This is a genomic window from Paenibacillus sp. ISL-20 (assembly GCF_018613005.1).
In the GTDB taxonomy this organism is placed as follows: domain Bacteria; phylum Bacillota; class Bacilli; order Paenibacillales; family Paenibacillaceae; genus Paenibacillus_AQ.
In genome coordinates, this window is record NZ_JAGGRD010000004.1 from 13,300 (window position 1) to 31,468 (window position 18,169).

General features: G+C 50.4%; 12 protein-coding genes. All 12 read left to right on the forward strand.

Annotation, left to right across the window (positions count from 1 at the left end; all coding sequences use genetic code 11):
- Positions 1 to 2: 2 nt before the first annotated feature.
- A complete protein-coding gene (locus tag J7E85_RS03745) occupies positions 3 to 1,154 on the forward strand; it encodes a Gfo/Idh/MocA family protein (protein ID WP_215155131.1) in 1,152 nt (383 codons plus the stop codon).
- Between the two features lie 15 nt (positions 1,155 to 1,169).
- The gene (locus J7E85_RS03750) at positions 1,170 to 2,339 is read left to right on the forward strand and encodes a dihydrodipicolinate synthase family protein (RefSeq protein WP_215155133.1); all 1,170 of its coding nucleotides are present in this window, start codon (positions 1,170 to 1,172) and stop codon (positions 2,337 to 2,339) included.
- A 38-nt stretch (positions 2,340 to 2,377) separates the two neighbouring features.
- A complete protein-coding gene (locus tag J7E85_RS03755; protein WP_215155135.1) occupies positions 2,378 to 3,199 on the forward strand; it encodes a sugar phosphate isomerase/epimerase family protein in 822 nt (273 codons plus the stop codon).
- Between the two features lie 76 nt (positions 3,200 to 3,275).
- Positions 3,276 to 4,517: a Gfo/Idh/MocA family protein gene (locus tag J7E85_RS03760; protein ID WP_215155137.1), complete on the forward strand. Its 1,242-nt coding sequence runs from the start codon at positions 3,276 to 3,278 to the stop codon at positions 4,515 to 4,517.
- 461 nt (positions 4,518 to 4,978) lie between these two features.
- Complete coding sequence (locus J7E85_RS03765) at positions 4,979 to 5,929, forward strand: ABC transporter permease (RefSeq protein WP_215155139.1); 951 nt, start codon at positions 4,979 to 4,981, stop codon at positions 5,927 to 5,929.
- Positions 5,923 to 6,819, forward strand: a complete 897-nt coding sequence (locus J7E85_RS03770; protein WP_215155141.1) for a carbohydrate ABC transporter permease — start codon at positions 5,923 to 5,925, stop codon at positions 6,817 to 6,819. The genes J7E85_RS03765 and J7E85_RS03770 overlap by 7 nt, the downstream gene beginning before the upstream one ends.
- A gap of 131 nt (positions 6,820 to 6,950) precedes the next feature.
- Positions 6,951 to 8,507: an extracellular solute-binding protein gene (locus J7E85_RS03775; RefSeq protein ID WP_353049460.1), complete on the forward strand. Its 1,557-nt coding sequence runs from the start codon at positions 6,951 to 6,953 to the stop codon at positions 8,505 to 8,507.
- Positions 8,508 to 8,613: 106 nt separating this feature from the next.
- Positions 8,614 to 10,056 (forward strand): response regulator, encoded by a 1,443-nt coding sequence (locus tag J7E85_RS03780; protein WP_215155145.1) that lies wholly within the window; start codon positions 8,614 to 8,616, stop codon positions 10,054 to 10,056.
- Positions 10,057 to 10,220: 164 nt separating this feature from the next.
- Positions 10,221 to 11,906 (forward strand): sensor histidine kinase, encoded by a 1,686-nt coding sequence (locus J7E85_RS03785; RefSeq protein ID WP_251035449.1) that lies wholly within the window; start codon positions 10,221 to 10,223, stop codon positions 11,904 to 11,906.
- Positions 11,907 to 12,166: 260 nt separating this feature from the next.
- On the forward strand, positions 12,167 to 16,024 hold the full coding sequence (locus J7E85_RS03790; RefSeq protein ID WP_251035450.1) for a family 43 glycosylhydrolase: 3,858 nt from the start codon (positions 12,167 to 12,169) through the stop codon (positions 16,022 to 16,024).
- A gap of 224 nt (positions 16,025 to 16,248) precedes the next feature.
- Complete coding sequence (locus tag J7E85_RS03795) at positions 16,249 to 17,205, forward strand: ABC transporter permease (RefSeq protein ID WP_213647421.1); 957 nt, start codon at positions 16,249 to 16,251, stop codon at positions 17,203 to 17,205.
- A gap of 79 nt (positions 17,206 to 17,284) precedes the next feature.
- Complete coding sequence (locus J7E85_RS03800) at positions 17,285 to 18,157, forward strand: carbohydrate ABC transporter permease (protein ID WP_215155149.1); 873 nt, start codon at positions 17,285 to 17,287, stop codon at positions 18,155 to 18,157.
- Positions 18,158 to 18,169: the final 12 nt, after the last annotated feature.

Here is an 18,169-nt window from a genome sequence, read left to right on the forward strand (position 1 = left end):
CGATGGCAGTTCGCAACATCGGCATTATTATGAACGGCGTTACCGGAAGGATGGGAACCAACCAGCATTTAATCCGTTCGATTCTTGCGATTCGCAAGCAGGGGGGCGTCGCGCTACCAGGCGGAGACGTCATCATGCCCGACCCGATTCTGGTCGGTCGGCAGGAGAGCAAGCTGCAGTCGCTGGCCGCCGCCCACGGCGTCGAACGTTGGAGCACCGATCTTGAAGCATGCCTCGCCGATCCGTACAATGAAATTTATTTCGACAGCCAGACGACGGTGCGCCGCGCGGAAAGCATCAAGCAGGCGATTGCCGCGGGCAAGCATATTTATTGCGAGAAGCCGACGGCCGTCGATCTTGAACGGTCGCTCGAACTGGCCCGCATCGCCGCCGAGGCGGGGGTGAGAAACGGTGTCGTGCAAGACAAGCTATTTTTACCCGGATTGCTCAAGCTGAAGCGCTTGATCGACTCGGGCTTCTTCGGACGCATCTTGTCCGTGCGGATGGAGTTCGGCTATTGGGTGTTCGAGGGCGACTGGCAGCAGGGTCAGCGGCCATCGTGGAACTACCGCAAGGAAGACGGCGGCGGCATTATCGTCGACATGTTTGCACACTGGCGCTACGTTCTCGAGAATTTGTTCGGGGAAGTGAAGGCTGTCTCCTGTCTTGCCGCTACACATATTCCGAAACGTCTGGATGAGCAGGGCGTTCCGTACGATTGTACGGCGGACGATGCGGCGTACGCCATATTTGAGCTGGAAGGCGGCATTATCGTGCAGGCTAACTCGTCCTGGGCGGTGCGCGTAGATCGAGACGATCTGCTCACGGTTACGGTCGACGGCACCGAAGGCAGCGCCGTGGCGGGCTTGCGCGACTGCAAGACGCAGCATCGGGTCAACACGCCGAAGCCTGTATGGAATCCGGACATTCCGAATCCGTTCCAGTTCCACGACCAATGGGTGCAGGTCCCGGACAACACGTCGTTCGACAACGCGTTCAAGGTGCAATGGGAAATGTTCTTGAAGCATGTCGTCATCGACACGCCGTTTCCGTGGGATTTGCTCGAAGGCGCGAAGGGCACCCAGCTTGCCGATCTCAGCTTGAAGTCGTGGCAGGAACGCCGCTGGATCGACGTGCCGAAGCTGAGCCTGTAAAGGAGGGGAGTACAGATGACCCAATCGCTGCTACTTCCCCGCGCAGGGGGAGCGTTGTATGAATATACTCCGGGCAAAGCCGGCTCGTTCTCCGTGCCGGCCAAGCCGTTTACGGGCCGCATCGCCTTCTCGGCCGCCCATGTCGTCTGCGATCCGTTTGCGGACGCAGATCCGCTGCATCATTCGCAGATTGATTGGAACTCGACGCTCGCCTACCGGCACCATTTGTGGTCGCTCGGTCTGGCCGTGGCGGAAGCGATGGATACCGCGCAGCGCGGCATGGGCCTCGATTGGAACCGCTCGAAGGAGCTTATCCGCGCTTCGATCACGGAAGCGCGCTCAGTCGGCGGCAAAATCGCCTGTGGCGCAGGAACCGACCATCTGTTTCCGGGACCGTCGGTCACGATCGCCGACGTGGAAGCCGCCTACGAAGAGCAAGTCGGCTTCATCGAAGGCGAGGGCGGTCAAGTCATTCTGATGGCGAGCCGCGCGCTTGCCGCCTGCGCGAAAGGGCCCGAGGATTACGAGCGGGTGTATGGGCGCATTTTGGGACAGGTGAAACAGCCGGTCATTCTGCATTGGCTTGGCGACATGTTCGATCCCGCTCTGGCCGGCTATTGGGGATGCAAGGACGATCTGGACGAGACGATGGACGTTTGTTTGCGCGTCATTCGGGCAAACGCGGACAAGGTCGACGGGATTAAAATCTCGCTGCTCGATGCCGGTAAAGAAATCAAGATGCGCCGGCTACTGCCGGAAGGCGTCAAGATGTACACCGGCGACGACTTCAACTACCCAGAACTGATCAAGGGTGATGGGCAGGGCTACAGCCATGCTCTGCTCGGCATATTCGACGCGATCGCGCCGGCCGCCGCCCAGGCGCTTCATGCGCTAGACGCAGGCGATCTGGTCAGTTATGAGGCGATTATGGAGCCTACCGTTGCCTTGTCGCGTCATATTTTCCAGAAGCCGACGTACGCCTACAAGACGGGAATTGTGTTCATGGCCTACTTGAACGGCCGTCAACCGCATTTCCGCATGATCGGGGGAGCGGAGGGATCGCGCTCGATCGTCCATTTGGCCGAGCTGTTCGTGCTTGCCGACAGGGCCGGGCTATTGGCCGATCCGGAGCTTGCCGCCGAACGGATGAAGCCTGTCTTGGCGCTGGCGGGTATTCGGCCGTAATCATTTATAGAGATGTTTGAAATCCGGGAGGGATCAGTATGGAACCGCTTCATTCCATAGACAGACTCAGCTTGAACCAGATTACGACCGATCGGCTGAATATGCGTGAGGCCGTGGAAGCATGCGTTCGCGCCGAAGTGCCTTGGATCGCGCTGTGGCGGCATAAAGTGGCCGAGACCGGCCTGGCCGAGAGCAAGCGGCTTGTGCGGGACGCGGGCCTGCGCGTCTCCAGCCTGTGCCGTGGGGGTTATTTTCCGGCGGCCACCGCGCCTGCGCGCAAAGAGCGGATGGACGACAATCGCCGCGCTGTCGAGGAAGCGGCCGAGCTCGGCACCGATGTGCTCGTGCTCGTTTGCGGACCGGCGCCAGACCGGGATATCGATTTCGCCCGCAAGACGGTCGAAGAAGCGATCGCGGAACTTGTGCCGTTCGCCCGCTCGCACGGAGTCAAGCTCGGCATCGAGCCTTTGCATCCGATGTACGCCGCTGAACGCTCCGTCATCAATACGCTGGCGCAAGCCAACATGCTTGCAGAGCAGCACGACCCGCAAGACGTCGGCGTCGTCGTCGATGCGTTCCACGTCTGGTGTGACCCCGAGCTGTACGTGCAAATTGAGCGGGCCAAGGGGCGTATACTCGGCTTCCACGTCTCCGATTGGATCGTGCCGGTACCCGACCTGCTGATGGGCAGAGGGATGATTGGGGACGGCGTCATCGAGTTGCGCCGGATGCGTCATGCCGTTGAAGCGGCCGGTTACGTGGGGGCGATCGAGGTGGAAATCTTCAACCGGCAGGTATGGGATATGCCGGGAGACGAGGCGCTCACGCTAATCAAGGAACGTTATTTGCAGCATGTATGAATTATAAATTGGCAGCTTTGGCGGGCCGGGAGAATCGTTCCCGGCACGTCAAGGCATAGCTTTGGAGGGAAGGAATGTGAAGATTTATCGCACCGCGCTGATCGGGATCGGGGGATTCGGCGCTGAACATGTGAATATCATGCAGAAGCTGGTCGAAGAGGGTAGCCTGCAGGTTGCTGCTTTTGCGGAGCCGAATGTCGGCGCTCATCAGGAGTCTTACGGCAAGCTGACCGCGCTTGGGGCCGTCCATTATATGGACTACGTGCAGATGCTCACGCTGCATCCAGATATCGATTTCGTCGTAATCGTCACGCCGATCTCCTCCCACAAGCCGATGTGCATCCAGGTGATGCGGATGGGCTTTCACGTGCTGGTGGAGAAGCCCCCGGCGGTAACGATCCAGGACTTGGACGAGATGATCGCGGTGCAGATGGAGACCGGGCGCTTGTGCCAGGTGAACTTCCAGAATACGTCGGGCCAGGCGTTCCGAACGCTGCTGGAAAGGATCGGCTCCGGTGTGCTCGGGCAGGTGGAGCATGTGGTCGGCATTGGCATGTGGAAACGGCTTCGCTCTTACTACGATCGAACCCGCTGGGCTGGCAAACTGGTCAGCGACGGCCAGTATGTGCTGGACGGGACGTTCAACAATCCGTTCGCCCACTTGCTGCACCATAGCTTGCTGGCGGCCGGAGGAAGCGCCGCAGACTTGTACCCGGAATCGGTGCAGGCCGAGCTTTACCACGTCAATGACATCGAGGGGGACGATGTCTCCTGTATTCGCGCCGTTATGGCTAACGGTGTGAGGGTTCATTTTTACGCCATGCTTTGTCACGAAGTAAGCGAAGTGCCTTCGATTGCCGTGTACGGAACGCGAGGGGAAGCGCATTGGAATTACCAGAACAAGCTGACAATTCGCGCACAGGACGCCGAAGAGGATTTGGCGTTTGGTCCGACCGATTTGATGTGCAGCATGTATCTGAACCTGATGGAAGCGATTGAAACCCCAGGGAAACCACTCTTCTCGCCGCTCAAGGCAAGCCGAAGCTTCGTGCTGGTATCCAACGGCGCCTATGAGTCGGCTCGCGCTGTTCGTGCCATTCCCGGCCGATTCGTGACCGAGCGGGAGGATGGAGATTCCACGGTGCGCTTGCTGCCCAGCTTGTCCGAGAAGATGAGAGACGTGGCAGCGAAGCGGCAACTGTACAGTGAATATCCGCTTCCTTGGGCGACGCCGACCCGGCTGTTCCGGATGGAGGGCTACAGCCGATTCGAGCTGCCTGCCAATATGCGCACAAATAACGGTAGACCGACCAATTAGAGGCGTTCCTTCAGGGCTCTTCTTTATACAATGTCGAGGTTTAATCTAAAGATAAACCATAAATCAATATTTTCCCGAGGCAACTCCACTTTTCACTGTTTTTTGGATTCCAAAACAGTTAAAGATGGGGTTTCTTGTTGCGAGGGGAAGCCGGCAATGTTACATGTATTAAAAATTCATTTTATGTATTTTTGGGGGCATGCTACCTATTTAAATGAATCAGGACCAAATGGTCTCTGGTTCTTTATTTTGTTTGTAATGCCTCAACGGAAAAGGAAATTAACCACCAAATCCAATACTCCCATCGCTTTATCTGACTAATTCCTCACTCTACAGTTTACATACAACTACCTTTTTAAGTTATTACCAAATTGATTTAAGGGAGTACATTTTTTTATTTAATCCTGAAGGTAAAATGATAAACATGAGAGCTCCTTATTACAGTCGGAGGGATGGGAAAAATGAAAGCGGTTTTAGACAGCTCCCGAAAGTACGGCGCAACAAAAAGGAAAAATAACTTTCTGTACTATATCAAAAGAGACGGTCTGTTATATTTTCTTTTGCTGCTGCCTATGGCGTATATCCTGATTTTCAAGTATGCACCCATCTATGGCCTTGTGATGGCATTCCAAGATTACAACATTTTTGAAGGAATTAGAGGGAGCGAATGGGTAGGACTGGATGTGTTCCGGTTTATTTTTGAGCAGGACAGCTTCTACCGTGCATTGAAGAATACGCTGCTCCTGAATGTTCTGGACTTGATCGCGGGTTTTCCAGCGCCCATTCTTCTGGCGATTTTGCTCAATGAAGTAAGACAAGCAAAATTCAAGAAAATGACCCAGACCGTGTTGTATCTGCCCCACTTTTTGTCCTGGGTTATTATTGGCGGTATGGTCTATCTGATGTTTTCTAACGGCGGCATGATCAACAATTTCCTGTCGAGCTTTGGTTTGGAAAGAATCGAGTTTCTGTCGCGGAAAACACCTTGGTTGATTACTTATATTGCCGTTGGCGTATGGCAAAATATCGGATGGGGCACCATCATTTATTTGGCGGCCATTACCGGAATCAATAGGGAGTTGTATGAGGCCTCCGATATTGATGGCTGCAGCAGGCTTCGCAAAATGTGGCATATTACACTGCCTGGCATTAAATCAACCATCAATATTTTGTTGATTCTCCAAATAGGCAGAATGGTTTCTATCGGATTTGACCGTCCCTTTGTGATGGGGAATTCACTGGTTAGCGATTACTCTGATGTTATCAGTACTTTCGTGTATAGAGTTGGTATTAGTTCAGGTGATTTCTCCCAGGCAACGGCGGTAGGATTGTTCCAATCCGTGGTCGGCCTGATCCTGCTGTTATCTGCAAACTTTGTTGCGAAAAAATTAGGCGAGGATGGGATATGGTGAGGGTGGCGAGCAATAGGGGCAAGATGAAAAAAATGACTATAGCGGATATTGCCATCATTGTATTTATCGTGGCATTGTCCTTCACATGTATCGTACCGTTTCTGTACATGATTGCGCTTTCTTTCAGTTCCAACGAAGCGATTATTTCTCAAAAGGTAGGACTGTGGCCAGTAGACTTCACAGCAGAAACGTACAAAACCATATTGAGCGATATGGATATGCTTTATACGCTTGGATACAGTATTGTGCTTACGATATTTTACACTTTGGTATGCATGTTCCTGACCATATGTGCAGCATATCCGTTAACGAAGAAGCGGCTGAAGGGAAGAAACTTTATTTTGACGGCGTTGGTTTTCACCATGTATTTCAGCGGCGGTTTAATTCCCTCCTATATTCTGATTAAAAACCTGGGCATGATGAATTCGGTTTGGAGCCTGGTTTTGCCGGGTGCCATGAGCGTGTTTAATATGATCATCCTGAAAACCTTCTTCAGCAATCTTCCGGAGAGTCTGGAGGAATCGGCAGCCATTGACGGGTGTTCGGATCTGGGCATTCTCATCAAGATTGTGCTCCCCCTTTCGTTGCCATCGATCGCCACATTAAGCCTTTTCTATGCGGTAGACAGATGGAATGGATTCCAGGATGCCCTGTTCTACATTACGAAAAAAGAGCTGTACCCTATGCAGATGAAGCTATACCAGATCATTTCGGTCAATCAGCAGTTGGATAGCCAACAAGGAGGAGAAGGAAGTGTCGGCTCCTATATTGTCCCCGAGTCTTTGAAAGCGGCAAGTGTCATGTTTACAACTATTCCGATTTTGCTGATCTATCCTAAACTGCAGAAGTATTTCGTGGATGGTGTGATGACTGGGGCTATCAAGGGTTGATGGGGAAACAGATTAAGATGAAGGGGGGATCCCGGCCTGGCGGATGATTTAAGAGAATAAATCACAAGAACGAAAGGGTGGTTAAAGTGTATAAGGGCATAAAGAAGAAAGCAGCAATTCTATTTAGCACAGTGCTTCTAGCCGTAGGAGTGGCAGGCTGTGGTGGCGCAGGCCATAACAATGGGGAGACGGTATCAAAAGGGTCGAACGCATCGGAAACGGGCTCCGGTTCCCCAGTAACCTTGACAGTGGAAGTGTTTGACAGAGGTATTCAGGGACAACCGGACTTGAACAACAACACGTGGACCAAATATGTCAATGAAAAATTCGGCAAGCCTAATAACGCCATTGTAAAGTTTGTTCCTGTCCCCCGATCCCAAGAAGTCGACAAGCTGAATGTGTTGATGGCTGCCAACGAAGCTCCTGATATTTCCTTCACCTATGACGGGAATACCGTAACCCGTTTCGCAAAAAGCGGAGGCCTCTATACACTGGATGAATTGTTGGAGAAGCATGGCCAGCAATTAAAGTCTTATCTGGGCGAGAAAGTTCTTTCCTACGGGAAATATGAGGGCAAACAAATCTCGATCCCAGGCAAGCGGACTCTGATTGCTTGGAACGGCATGTTTATCCGCAAGGATTGGCTGGATAAGCTGGGAATGCCTGCTCCAACGAATCGGGATGAATTATATAATACCCTCGTATCTTTCCGAGACAAGAACCCGGGTAATGTGGATGGTGTCATTCCGTGGGCAACTGCGGCTTCCGGCATGAACTACACCTTTGGCAACCTGATCCCTTCGTTCTGGGGTCCGATGTCGGAGGAGGAATTCGTTACCACCACCAATTGGCTGAAGCCCGGCACCAAGGATGCTTATAAATGGCTGAACAAACTGTACAATGAAAAGCTGATCAGCCCCGACTTTGCACTGGATAAAACAACCAAACAAGCGGATGCCGATGTGACCAATGGCAAGGTAGGCTTCTACGCTGCCAACTGGGATTATCCACTTTCACAAAAAATTCGTGAACCACTGAAGCAAAATGCACCTGATGCCAACTATGTTGCTGTAGATACCTTCAAAAACGATGAGGGGAAATACCTGAAAGAGATGTACAATGAAAATGGGATTTTCTCCTTCATCCCGAAAAGCAGCAAGAATGCGGAGCTGGCCATAAAGTATCTGAACTGGATGGCTGATCCGGAGGTGTTGTTCTTCCTTCAGTTTGGTGAGGAAGGCGTCAACCATAAGCTTGTAAACGGCATCCCGCAAGGGATTGCGCAAACCGGCGAAAATATGCAAACGAGCAATCTGAATATGGATTATACTCTAATTGTAAACGGTGCAGAGCTGGGCGATACCGAAAAGAATGTCCGAACGTACGCAGCAGCCTTAGCAGCCGGAGATCAGAGCTATGAAAAACTGGCTGTCGATTCATACAAGATCAATACGACGGATGGTTATACAGGCTTCTATTACGGCGTCTCGAACGAAGCTAGTATCAAGTACGGCAAAACGTTGGGTGACATGAACAAGCAAATGAGTGACAGGCTGGTCGTTGCCAAGCCGGCAGAGTTCGACGCCTTGTATGACAAGCTGGTGAAAGAATATATGGACGCCGGCGGTCAGGCTGTTCAGGATGAGAATATAAAGAATTATAGAGATATCAAAGCACAGAGCAAGTAATCCATGGCATAAGGATAAACCAGTCTGTGGTTTATCCTTATTTCGTTGCTGTTCCCGAATAATTTTGCTATTATTCGGGGGAATCCATATGTTCAGGAGGATACCCATGTACAAGGTCATGATTGTAGATGATGAGCCGTGGGCAATTAAAGGAATCCGCAACGCCTTCGATTGGGATAAATATGGATTTGAAATTATCGGACAATTTAAAAGCGCTTACACAGCATGGGATGCCATAAAAGCGAATGAACCCGATTTGGTATTTACGGATATCCGTATGCCAGAGATATCCGGACTGGATCTGATGAAGAGAGCCAAAGTAGAAGGGCTGGACATTGAGTTTGTCATCGTAAGCGGATATGCGGAATTTGAATATGCCCAGGAAGCGCTGCGCTATGGCGCGCTGGATTATTTCCTGAAACCCTTGGATATCGATAAGGCTGACCCCTTCATCGCGAAGCTGGCCATGCACTTCTCCCGAAGAAGCACAGCACGTAACCAACTCCTTCTGGATGCGCTGACCTCGGCGAATGAGGACGAGATAAAGAGCTTCCTACCGCTTCCCGATGATGCAGCTGTGTACTATTATCAGGTGTTGACCATCTATTTCGAGGGAGAACATAAAAATATTAGGAACCTGCTTTCTTTGGAGGGAAAGCCTATTCATGTTGTGGAAGTTGAAGCTGGAGCCCGAAAAATGCTAGTTGTCCTGATGACGGAGCATAGGGATTGTCTGGAAGGACATTCGGATAAGCGGGTTCTGAATAAGACGGGCATCCATGTTATGGGCGTCAGCAGCATCTCTAATCAACTAAAGCACATGAGCAAGCTCATAAAAGAAGCAGACCTGTCCGCTTCCCAGGTTTTTCTTGAAGAAGCTGGGGGCGTCGTTCACTACGAGCCGAAGCTTCATCTGGTGAAGCCATATATCGATGAAATCCACCACACCCTTCAGGGAAATCAATTTGACGATGTGGAAGCGTACATTAAAGGGCTGCAGGCATATTTCAGGGATCATCATCTTGGCATGTTTGAGGTTGTCTACCTGTGGAATCAAGCCGTCGGGATCCTTATAAAAGCATATTCTGAGGAATTGAAGGATATGGAACTGGAATTCCTGAATTATTCCGAGATCAAGGAACGATTTGAACACTTTGGGTCGCTATGCAGCTTTTTACATGAGGTTCTCGACTCTATCAGGATAGGAAACAGCCGCTCTGTGCAGGAAGGGGACATCCAGTCCTGCTTCAACAGGATGATAAATTATATCAACCATCATTTTGAGCAGAAATTGTATTTGAAGGATTTATCTGCCCAATTCTTCATTAACCAGGTGTATTGCTGTCAATTATTCAGAAAAAATCTGGGCAAAACCTTCTCTGAATATGTGTCGGAGCTGAGAATCAAGAAAGCCCGTGAGCTCCTGAAGCGGACGGATCTATCCATTGAAGAAGTGGCCATTAAGGCCGGGTATGTCGATTATTATTATTTCAATAAAGTGTTCAAGAAGCATTGCGGGATGACCCCCACCAAATTCAGAAAAAGTTGATATGAACGGAGCGGCGGGCCATGAAGATCAGTAAACTGAAATTGAAGCATCAGATATGGCTTATCTTTTTTTTCTCAATCATCATATTTACTGTCATGGAATTTTATTATTATTATAGTTTCTCTAATTTAACCCAGAAGAGAGCCGCCCATTACAGTAACCAGATGATAGAACAAACACGCCGCAAAATTGATTCTGCATTTAGTGATATCAGGGTCAGCACCAGCATTGCGGTCAATAGCAGACGGGTTCAGGAATTTTCTGTAGTGGATGATGATTACAAAAGGGCGTTTAATAGCGGTCCCAATGCATTGGATCTCATGGAATATATGGGATCCTTTAATTCGTACGTGGACGGAATTGTAATTAATGATATTCGGGGAAGACGGCTTTACAGTTTGGCATCAGCAAGCGGAGATATTTTTTTTCTCAATCGTTATGATACCTTTATCCAGAAGTATAAGGAAGATCCTTCGCTGCGGGACAAGGGGATGTTCACCTCGATTCTAAAAGACGACAGAACAGGAACGGAACAGTTCTTTTATATAGCGCCGATTGTGGAGGCCATCGGGGGAATCTATTTCTCCCAAATAACGGGTTACTGTACCGTTTTGGTCAATATGGACAAAATGCAGGGGCTTGTAGAAAATACGGAATTAACGCCCAACTCTACCTTGTACATTCTGAATAGCCGGGATGAGGTGATTGCTTCCACCAATTCCAATGCCCGAGGTGCGTTATTCAGGGAAGTTCTGTCTATGGATAAGGGCATCCTGCTTAAAGGGGTCAAAACAACTATCGATGGGGAAGATATTCTTGTCCAGGTTAAGGATTTGGAGCAGGCAGACGGGTGGCGGGTTGTAAGTATGATTCCGGTGCAAGAGCTTACTGCAGACATGAACCCTATACGGAAAGTCAGCATTATCGTGGGGATTGGGATGATTCTAAGCATGCTTATCATGGGCAGTTTCTTTATGAACAATCTGATGCGTCCGGTGATGGGACTTGTTCTGGATATGAAGAGAGTGGGGAGCCGGGACATGGGCTTCCGCATTAAAGTCCGGTCTACCAATGAAGTAGGCATGCTGGCCTGCGACATTAACCGGGTAATCAATGAAAGGGAAGAGATGGCAAGAGATATGATCAATACCCAAGCCAGATTATACGAATCTGAGCTGAGTCAGAAGCAGGCGGAGTTTTCTGCCCTGCAAAGCCAGATCAACCCCCATTTTCTCTATAATACGCTCAATTGCATCAGCAGCATCGGATTGGAATACGGAAGCAGGGAGATCGCGCAAATTGCATCTTGCATGTCCAAAATATTCCGGTACAGTATAAAAAAAGATAATCTTGTGCGGATAAGGGATGAACTGGACTGTATTCAGGCTTATATGAACATTATCGCCATCCGGTACGAGAATAAATTTATCATTGACATCGATGTGGACGAGGGACTCCTGGAGATGCAAACCCCCAAGATGATTCTCCAACCCATTGTGGAGAATGCGGTCTATCATGGGCTGGAACGGATGGATCAAGGGGGCCGGCTTCAAGTAACCGGGAGCATAGGTGCGCATGGGGACGTGTGCTTCCAGATCACGGATACCGGGAAGGGCATGGAGCCGGAGCAATTGGCTTCCCTTCAGGCTAAGCTGAGCATGGCATCCCCTGAACCTGCACCAGATGGCCAACCTGCTACAAGCATTGGACTATCCAATATCCATAACAGGCTCCGGCTATTGTTCGGAGAGGGTTACGGGATCGCCATAGAAAGCCAGCTCGGCCATGGGACGACAGTGACCGTGAGGATTCCAAAGCTGTTAAACAACAGCAAACCTTCGGAAGAGTAAGGTTATGTCGATACGTCGAACACACTACCTACAATGTAATGTTTTTCTTCAGGACACATCCCTTAATTGGGGATTGTGTCCTTTTTTTCTTCGAATTCCCGGCAATATCAATCAGACGTTGAGAGGGTTAAGTATAATCCGAAGGTCAAGACACTTTTTCTAAAACGGTTACCAAAACAATTTAAGATAGTACATTTTTTAAATTTTCTCTGAAAGTAGAATGAGGACATGGCTGAAAAAAATCAATGACAGGGGGATGGATGAAGTTGAAAGCGGTTTTATGGGATAGGAAAAGATTCAGGTACCTGCTGCTTTGTCTCGCGGTGCTGCTGATGCTGCCGCAATGGAGCGGAGCGGCTGCGGCGGTAGAGCCGATGCCCGATGCGAAAGATTCGATGTCGGCGTCGACAACGGCGGTGTCGAAGGTGTCAAATTTCTATAATACGATTATGCAGGTAGGAGCCGACCCTTGGGTTTACAAGCATACGGACGGCTATTATTACAACGTCTTTGTCAACGCCAGCGGCATCATGATCCGCAGATCGATGACCATCACCGGCATTGAAGCGGGCGAGAGGAGCCTAGCCTGGACACCGGTTAAGGGTACAATGTACAGTTCCAATGTTTGGGCACCCGAAATGCACTATCACAAAGATATCGATGGCAAATACAAATGGTATATTTACTTCGCGGCTGACAACGGAACCAACGCAAACCACCGCATGTATGTGCTGGAGAACGCCAGTGAGAGTCCGATGACCGGAACCTGGGAGTTCAAAGGGAAAATAACCGATTCCACGGACCGCTGGGCGATCGACGGCACTGTGCTGACTGTAAATGAGAAACACTATTTCATCTGGTCCGGATGGGAGGAAACGGATGGGAGTTTCCAAAATCTATATATAGCGGAAATGAGCGATCCACGGACCATCAGCTCGCAGCGGGTATTGATTTCGACGCCTGACCATGATTGGGAAACGTCCCCGGGCAGGATCAACGAAGGTCCCCAAGTCAATATACGCGGTAACACCATCAACTTGGTCTATTCCGCAAACGGAAGCTGGACAGACAGTTACTGCCTCGGACTGATCACGGCCAAGATTGGCGACGATTTGATGAACCCCAGCTCCTGGGTAAAACAGGACAATCCGATTTTCTCCAGCGCCAACGGCGTTTATGGCCCGGGTCACCACAGTCTCACCACTTCTCCCGACGGCAGTGAGGACTGGATTATCTACCATTCCGCCCGCTGGCCAGGATCAGGGTGGACCCGCAATGTCCGAGCGCAGAAATTCATCTGGAACGCAGACGGAACGCCAAACCTGGGAGAGCCCGTCGATCCAAACAAACCGATTGCCGAGCCTTCAGGGGAGCCGGCACGTCAGCGCTATGAGGCGGAAGCAGCCCTGTTGGTGAAAGATCCCAGCGGCGGAACCGGCCCAGGCGTTTGGTGGGAAGGTACCGCTTCCGACGGGAAGAAGATCGCCAACATCAAGAACGCCAATGATTATGCCCAGTTTACAGTCAACGTGCCAGAGGCGGGATTTTATGTGCTGTCTGTGCGCAATGCCAACGGCTCATCGAATGGGGTGGATGCTTCACATATCTTGTCGGTTAACGGCAGTTCCGGCGCCCGTTTGAACATCGTCTATTCCGGCTGGAATCGTTGGGGAGCCTCCACGGTGAAAGTCTATCTTAAACAAGGCAACAATACCATCCGTTTCTCGACGGGTGCCAACCTTGCCGAAATTGACAGCATGGATATATTCAAGCTTGATGTTGCGTCGGAAATTCTATTCGATTCTCCGGGGTACACGCTGGGGTTAGGTGAAAGCCGCAGTTTGCCCGTGTATACGGTAACAGGCACTACCTATTCCCCTGTGGACAGCGGAGTTTCCTTCAGTTCTTCCAACAAAGAGGTCGCTGATATTGATGGGATGGGGGTCAAAGGACTCAAGGCAGGCAGCGCCACGATCACCGCGACATATAACGGAAAGACGGCCACAGCCACGGTTACCGTTGCCGCTGAACCTAAGTCTGTGCAGTCCATTGCCATCAGCGGATTGAACAACATCCTGACCAGCGGGCTGACAGGGCAACTGCAGTTAACAGCTCGCTACAACACCTATGAAGTCCATGATGTGTCGGCTGACGCCACGTACTTCAGCAGCAAACCAGACGTGGCCAAGGTTACGGTCACCGGTCAGGTATATGACACTGGGCCGGGGGATACGGTGATTACAGCCGTATACGGCGGCAAGGAAGCAAAATTCAACTTAACAGTAACACCCGATCCGTCTCAGGTTCCTCAGATTATTTCTCAAGTAAAAACTCCCTCCGGAGTGACACCAAGGCTGCCCGGCGTTGTTGACGTCAATTACAAGGGTGAGATAAGCATCGCCGAGGTCAGCTGGAAGCTGGAAGGAATACACTTTAACTCACTTGGCACGATTCAGGTGCCTGTCATATTAACACTGAATGGCGAGAAGTTTCCTGCTGCCGTTTCCGTAGAAGTGATCCCGGGATGGGGTCTTGATGAGATTGTAGATAACATGCGCAGCAGGATAGTCGGTTTCTCTTATCCGCTGGGCGAAGGGTTGGGAACCTATAGTCAAGATGCGTATAATGCTCTCTTGGCTGAGCTGGATCATGCGGAAGAGATGTCTGTAGACCCTGATCTGCGTGAAGAGCAGTTTGAGGAGGCGCTGGATCGCCTTGCTGAAGCGGAAGTAGCCCTGCTTGGCTCACTTAACCTTACCGAGGATGGCGTGACCTATAACGCCTACAGGGATTTCTCCGGCGATGAGACGGGCAAGTACCCTTACGGCATTACCATCGAAGCTCTAACCAATGGCGCTACTGCCACTGTGCAAGAAGAGGACGGGAATAAGTTCCTTCGACTGACCACAACCGCTGTTGCGGGCAAGGCAAATTTGTTCCTGCCGTTTGCAGGCGAGGTCAAGGCAGAAGCGGATCAGCGCATCGTCATCGAATATCGTGCCAGATTAAACAACAGCTTTCAGTACGCCAATGGTGCCATGGTGAGAAATGACAGCGGCACCGGCAATTATTCCATGGTCACAGCTTTTGATACGGGTAAAATCATCGTACAGAATGGGGGGGCCAAGAAGCCGGTCAAGAACACTTCATACAATACATGGTACAAAATTAAAATGGTGGCAAACTGGGACGCCAAGACTTATACCGTTTATATTAACGATGATCCTGTTCCGATGGCCACTGACTTCCTCTTCCGCCATACAGGCGGCAGTAAGTTGACCGGCCAGCTGTTCGGCATCGACGGCTACGCTAACGCTTCAATTGACTTCGACGATTTCAAAGTCATGGTTACGGGAGGATCGAAAACTGCGCCGATCACATCCGCGGCTCTTTCGCCAGAAGTTCCGAATGGCCAAAATGGCTGGTATACGCATCCGGTAACGGTAAGTTTGTCAGCAAAAGCTCCACGGGATAGCGTTGCAAAAACCGACTACAGTCTGGACGGCGGGACAACTTGGCAAACCTATACGGCACCAATCACATTCAGCCAAGACGGCACTTACACAGTTACCTATCGTTCGGTTGATCCAGCAGGGAATGAGGAGATGGCGAAAGCCGTCAGCTTTAAGCTGGATACGAAAGACCCGACTATAGAAGTTGTCATTCCTGGAGATGGCGGCACCTATGAAGATAGCGAGGATTTGACCCCTTTAGTGACTACGCTGGATACGGCATCAGGGGTCGACAACAGCAAGACGACGGTGACGCTGGATACGTATTCCTATCCGATCGGCACCACGATCCCACTCTTTTCATTGCCGCTAGGAAGGCATGAGCTTGTGGTGTCTTCAGTTGATCTAGCCGGCAACTCAGGCAATAAAACCGTTGTGTTCTATACCGTAGCAAATATCCATTCGCTAAAGGCATTAGTGACGCGTTTTGCCGAGAGCAAGGAGATCGATAATGCCGGAATTGCCAATAGCCTGCAGAAAAAATTGGAGAACGGCAATTTGAACAGTTTTGTTAACGAGGTGCAGGCGCAAAAAGGAAAACACATATCGAACGATGCGGCAAATTATTTACTTAGGGACGCACGCTTCTTGCTGTCCCGGCAATAATGAGAAGGAAGTATCAAGCCCTGGCGTCTAAATGAAAAGCTAACGCAAACGGGAAAGGGAAGCGCCAAAAAAGGACGCGAGCGAATACGCGTCCTTTTTTTCTGTACGCGAAAAACAAAAAAATCTATAGAAAAACCTAGAGATTCTTAAGGTATGCACCGGAGGGACTGAGATACAGTATAAACATCATCGAAAAGCAATTAACCAAGAAAGAAGGTTAGAACATGCCAACAACACCTGCGACCGCCGAAACGGACAGTGTGCCGATGGCCAAACAAGCCTTTTACGAGACCAAGAGGTTTCGGCAGAATATTCCGCTGTTCCTCATGCTCGTACCGGGGATCCTGTATTACGTGATATTCCGGTATTTTCCTATGGGCGGGCTTGTGATCGCTTTCAAGGATTACAATTTCCGCGATGGCATTTTGTCCAGCCCTTGGGTGGGACTCAAGTATTTCAAGATTTTATTTCAGTCCGACGCTACGCTGCAGATCATCTGGAATACCCTCTCCTTAAGTATTCTGAATCTGATCTTCGGTTTTCCCGCGCCGATCATTATCGCCATCGCGCTGAATGAGGTTCGAAAAAGATGGCTGAAGCGCTGGATTCAAACGATTATTTATCTTCCCCACTTTCTGTCATGGGTCATCGTAGCAGGGCTGGTTCTCACCTTGTTTTCGATCGACGGCGGCACCGTAAACAAGCTGCTGGAGCAATGGGGAATGGAGCCGGTGCCGTTTCTGTACCGCATCGAATCCTGGGTTACGATCTTTATCGGCTCCGGGATGTGGAAGGAAATGGGGTTCGGTGCCATTATCTATCTCGCCGCCCTTTCGTCCATTGATCCCAGCTTGTACGAATCCACCGCCTTGGACGGTGCGGGTAAGCTGAGACAGATCTGGCATATTACGCTGCCGGGCCTCCGTCCTACGATTATCCTTCTGCTGATCCTGGGCATGGGTCGCTTGATGGAGGTAGGGTTCGATCAGGTTTACAACTTGCAGAATCCCACAGTCCTGGAAAAAGCCGAGGTCATCAGCACCTATGTGTACAAAGTGGGGCTGCAGAAGGCCCAATTCAGTCTGACCACGGCCATGGGTCTATTCGAGTCCATTGTCGGTTTGGTGCTGCTGTTGTCGGCTAACGCACTGGCCAGGAAATTCGACCAGGGATTATTCTAGCCCATGCTTCCGAAGCGAGTTTTGTACGAAGCTTATCCGGAAAGCAAGGCTCACAAAACTTTTAGGGAGGGGAACTGCATTGAGAGAGTCGGCTAGCGGAAGGGTTTTTTCGGTCTTCGTTCACACGGTTTTAATTATCATTGCACTCACCTGCATCCTGCCTTTCCTGCATTTGATCGCTTTGTCCATAAGCGAAGGGCAGGCAGTGGATCTGGGACAAGTCTTGTTCTGGCCGGTGGGCCTTGATTTCACCGCTTACAAATATTTTTTTCAGAACACGCCAGCCTTACGGGCGTTTGGCAACAGCGTCATCATCACATTGGGCGGAACGGCGCTTAGCATGCTGACTACGGTTCTGACGGCGTATCCTTTGTCCCGCCGCTATCTGTATGCCCGCAAGCCGCTCACAACGGCCGCGCTGTTTACGATGTTGTTCAGCGGCGGCATGATTCCTACTTATCTGGTGATGAACAATCTGCATTTGACGAACACGTATTGGTCCTTATGGTTCGTTGGGCTGATCAGTACCTATAACATGTTAATCATGAAAAGCTTCTTTGAAAACATTCCGAGTGAAGTGACGGAATCGGCTCAGATTGATGGCTGCGGAGAGACGCATCTGCTTTTGCGCATTATTTTGCCTTTATCTCTGCCCATGCTGGCCACATTGACGTTATTCTACGGCGTTGGTTACTGGAACATGTTCATGAATGTCATTCTTTACATCAATCCGACGGAACTGCAGAATCTCACGGTCATTGTCCAGAGCATGCTGCAGATTCAGAGCATGGACAACATGATGGCGATGGATATCATGCAGCAGCAGGAGTTAATCTCCGAGAAACTGAAGGCGGTAGGTGTAATGGTGATGGTGGTGCCGATGCTGGTGGTATATCCGTTTTTGCAAAAGTATTTCGTTCAAGGGATTATGCTTGGTTCCATTAAAGGTTAGCGGAAACACATC